Genomic DNA, 4,294 nt, shown 5'->3' on the forward strand with positions numbered 1-4,294 from the left:
GCGCGGGCACCCGCAACACTCACGGGGGCGCGGGCGCGCGCGGGGCCCCCCCCCCCCCCGCCCGCGCCGGCGCCCGCCGGGCCCCGGCCGCCCGGGGGCGCCCGCACGGCATTCGCGCCCGGATTGTCGGTGGCGGGTCGTACCGTGGACTGGTGCGCCCCATCACGAGTATTGAGCGGTCCACGACGCCCTTCGAGGTCGTCAGCCCCTACCGGCCGAACGGCGACCAGCCGGCGGCCATCGCCGAGCTGGAGCGCCGGATCCGCGCCGGCGAGAAGGACGTCGTCCTGCTCGGCGCGACCGGCACCGGCAAGTCGGCGACCACCGCCTGGATGATCGAGAAGCTCCAGCGGCCCACCCTGGTGATGGCGCCGAACAAGACGCTCGCCGCCCAGCTGGCCAACGAGTTCCGCGAGCTGCTCCCCAACAACGCGGTCGAGTACTTCGTCTCGTACTACGACTACTACCAGCCCGAGGCGTACGTCCCGCAGACGGACACCTACATCGAGAAGGACTCCTCGATCAACGAGGAGGTCGAGCGGCTGCGCCACTCCGCGACCAACTCGCTGCTCACCCGCCGCGACGTCATCGTGGTGGCCTCGGTCTCCTGCATCTACGGCCTCGGCACCCCGCAGGAGTACGTGGACCGGATGGTCCCGCTCAAGGTCGGCGAGGAGATCGACCGGGACGCCCTGCTCCGCCGCTTCGTCGACATCCAGTACACCCGCAACGACCTGGCGTTCACCCGCGGCACCTTCCGGGTGCGCGGCGACACCATCGAGATCTTCCCGGTCTACGAGGAGCTCGCGGTCCGGATCGAGATGTTCGGCGACGAGATCGAGGCGCTGTACACGCTGCACCCGCTGACCGGCGAGATCATCAGCCAGGACGACTCCATCTACGTCTTCCCCGCCTCGCACTACGTGGCCGGCCCGGAGCGCATGGAGCGGGCGGTCAACGACATCGAGAAGGAGCTCGGCGAGCGCCTGGCCGTGCTGGAGAAGCAGGGCAAGCTGCTGGAGGCCCAGCGGCTGCGGATGCGCACCACCTACGACATCGAGATGCTCCGCCAGATCGGCACCTGCTCCGGCGTGGAGAACTACTCGATGCACTTCGACGGCCGCGCGCCCGGCACCGCGCCCAACACCCTGCTCGACTACTTCCCGGAGGACTTCCTCCTGGTCATCGACGAGTCGCACGTCACCGTCCCGCAGATCGGCGCGATGTACGAGGGCGACGCCTCCCGCAAGCGGACCCTGGTCGACCACGGCTTCCGGCTGCCCTCCGCGATGGACAACCGCCCGCTGAAGTGGGAGGAGTTCCTGGAGCGGATCGGCCAGACCGTGTACCTCTCGGCCACCCCGGGCAAGTACGAGCTCTCCCGCGGTGACGGCGCGGTCGAGCAGATCATCCGCCCGACCGGCCTGATCGACCCCGAGGTGATCGTCAAGCCGACCGAGGGCCAGATCGACGACCTCGTCCACGAGGTGCGCAAGCGGGTGGAGAAGGACGAGCGCGTCCTGGTCACCACGCTCACCAAGAAGATGGCCGAGGACCTCACCGACTACATGCTCGGCCTGGACATCCGCGTCCGGTACCTGCACAGCGACATCGACACCCTGCGCCGGGTCGAGCTGCTGCGCGAGCTGCGCGCCGGCGAGTACGACGTGCTGGTCGGCATCAACCTGCTCCGCGAGGGCCTCGACCTCCCCGAGGTGTCGCTGGTCGCGATCCTGGACGCCGACAAGGAGGGCTTCCTGCGGTCGGGCACCTCGCTGATCCAGACCATCGGCCGCGCCGCGCGCAACGTCTCCGGCCAGGTGCACATGTACGCCGACCGGATCACCGCGGCGATGGAGCTGGCGATCGAGGAGACCAACCGCCGCCGGGCCGTGCAGCAGGCCTACAACGAGGCCAACGGCATCGACCCGCAGCCGCTGCGCAAGAAGATCGGCGACATCCTGGACACGCTGGCCCGCGAGGACGTGGACACCGAGCAGCTGCTCTCCACCGGGTACCGCGGCTCCGGCAAGGCCCGGACGCCGGTGCCCGCGCTCGGTGCCGACCGCAAGCCCGCCAAGAGCCTGCCCGCCGCCGAGCTGGCCCAGCTCATCCAGGACCTCACCGACCGGATGCACGCGGCCGCCGCGGAGCTCCAGTTCGAGGTCGCGGCCCGGCTGCGCGACGAGGTCGGCGAACTCAAGAAGGAGCTGCGCCAGATGCGCGAGGCAGGGATGGCCTGACGCCGTCCGGCGGGATCGGAATCCCCTTCGGTGGTCGGTGCCCGGAGGGCCTAGGCTGGCCTGCGGGCACCGGCCGCCCGGACGTCGGCGGCGGTGCCGGCCGCAGCAGCGGGCCTCGGCCGGGGGACGGCAACGGGGTGATCCGTCGTCGTGCCGTGACGGGCAGCGCCCGTCGGCCACAGGGAAGGGGTAGCACCGTGTCGGTGAGTCTTGCCAAGGGGCAGAGCGTCAGCCTGCAGAAGAGCACGGGGGAGTCGCTGACGGTCGTCCGGATGGGCCTCGGCTGGCGCGCCGCCACCCGGCGGGGGCTGTTCGGCACCCGGGCGCGCCAGGTCGACCTCGACGCCTCGGCGCTGCTGTACGCCGAGCGCACCCCGTCCGACGTGGTGTTCTTCCGCCACCTGGAGAGCAACGACGGCTCGGTGCGGCACACCGGGGACAACCTCACCGGCAGCACCTCCTCCGGAGACGACGAGGCGATCGTCGTCGACCTGCTGCACGTCCCGGCCCAGATCACCCAGATCGTCTTCACCGTGAGCTCGTACACCGGCCAGACCTTCGCCGAGGTCCAGGACGCGCACTGCCGGCTGGTCGACGAGTCCAGCGGGCTGGAGCTGGCCCGCTACGAGCTCGCGGCGGGCGGCCGGCACACCGGGCAGATCATGGCGAAGGTGTTCCGCGAGGAGTCCGGAGGCTGGGCCATGCAGGCGATCGGCGCCCCGGCCAGGGCCCGCACCTTCCAGGACATGCTGCCCGCGATCGAGCCCTTCCTCTGACTGGCGCGGAGACTTCCCGGCGCGAGCTTCTCTTTACCTTTTTTACCTTCTCTTGGCAGTTCTGTTAGCCTCGCAGGAGCGGAGGGGAGTACTCCCCAAGCGGTGACCCCGTCAACACGGACGCCCGCCCATCGGGCGTCCCGGGGTGCCCGCCCGCGTGCTCGCCGGGCGAGCCGCAGGGTGGAGGAGACCTCCGGCAGTGACGATGATCGCCTACCTGCCGGAGGAGCAGCAGTGGACGTTTCCCTTGGCCTGTGGATCGGCACCATCGGGGTGCTGGTCGCCCTGATCGTGGCCGACTTCTTCATCGGCGGCCGCAAGCCGCACGAGGTCTCGATCAAGGAGGCCGGCATCTGGACGGCCGTCTGGGTCGCCCTCGCCGTCCTGTTCGGCGGCTTCGTCTGGTGGCACTCGGGTGCGCAGCCGGCCGGCGAGTTCTTCGCCGGCTACATCACCGAGAAGTCGCTGAGCGTCGACAACCTCTTCGTCTTCATCCTGATCATGGGCAAGTTCGCGGTGCCGCGGATCTACCAGCAGCGGGTGCTGATGGTCGGCGTGATCATCGCCCTGGTGCTGCGCGCGGTCTTCATCGCCGGCGGCGCCGCCCTGATCACCAGCTTCTCCTGGGTCTTCTACATCTTCGGCGCGTTCCTGGTCTGGACGGCGTGGAAGCTCGTCAAGGACGCCATGTCCGAGGGCGAGGAGGAGGAGTTCGAGGAGAACCGGCTGCTCAAGTCGATCGAGCGGCGGGTCCCGTCGACCGACGTCTACCACGGCACGAAGCTCTTCGTCCGGGAGAACGGCCGCCGCCTGATGACCCCGATGCTGATCGTGATGCTCGCGATCGGCACCACCGACGTGCTGTTCGCGCTGGACTCGATCCCCGCGATCTTCGGCCTGACCCAGGACGCGTACATCGTCCTCACCGCCAACGCCTTCGCCCTGATGGGCCTGCGCCAGCTGTACTTCCTCATCGGCGGCCTGCTGAAGAAGCTGGTCCACCTCAGCTACGGCCTGTCGGTGATCCTCGGCTTCATCGGCGTGAAGCTGGTGCTGCACGCGCTGCACGAGAGCGGCGTGCACGTCCCGGAGATCGGCATCCCGCTCTCGCTCGGCTTCATCGTGGTCGTCCTCGCGGTGACCACGGTGACCAGCCTGGTGACCTCCCGCCGCCAGGAGGAGGAGGAGGAGGAGGCGGCGGCCGCCGTCGGGGAGCCCGAGCGGCTGGACGCCTGACCGCACCGCGTCCCGCGGCCCCCGCGCACCGCTCGGTGC

At 70.0% G+C, this 4,294-nt stretch carries 3 protein-coding genes; all 3 read left to right on the top strand.

Going from position 1 to position 4,294, the window contains the following annotated elements; all coding sequences use genetic code 11:
* The first annotated feature begins 152 nt into the window (after nt 1-152).
* The gene (uvrB, locus tag ACFV0G_RS10970; protein WP_380545115.1) at nt 153-2,243 is read left to right on the top strand and encodes an excinuclease ABC subunit UvrB; all 2,091 of its coding nucleotides are present in this window, start codon (nt 153-155) and stop codon (nt 2,241-2,243) included.
* Between the two features lie 197 nt (nt 2,244-2,440).
* On the top strand, nt 2,441-3,019 hold the full coding sequence (locus ACFV0G_RS10975; RefSeq protein WP_380545117.1) for a TerD family protein: 579 nt from the start codon (nt 2,441-2,443) through the stop codon (nt 3,017-3,019).
* A 234-nt stretch (nt 3,020-3,253) separates the two neighbouring features.
* The gene (locus ACFV0G_RS10980; protein WP_380545119.1) at nt 3,254-4,255 is read left to right on the top strand and encodes a TerC family protein; all 1,002 of its coding nucleotides are present in this window, start codon (nt 3,254-3,256) and stop codon (nt 4,253-4,255) included.
* Nucleotides 4,256-4,294: the final 39 nt, after the last annotated feature.

Source organism: Kitasatospora sp. NPDC059571 (assembly GCF_042735675.1).
GTDB lineage: Bacteria > Actinomycetota > Actinomycetes > Streptomycetales > Streptomycetaceae > Kitasatospora.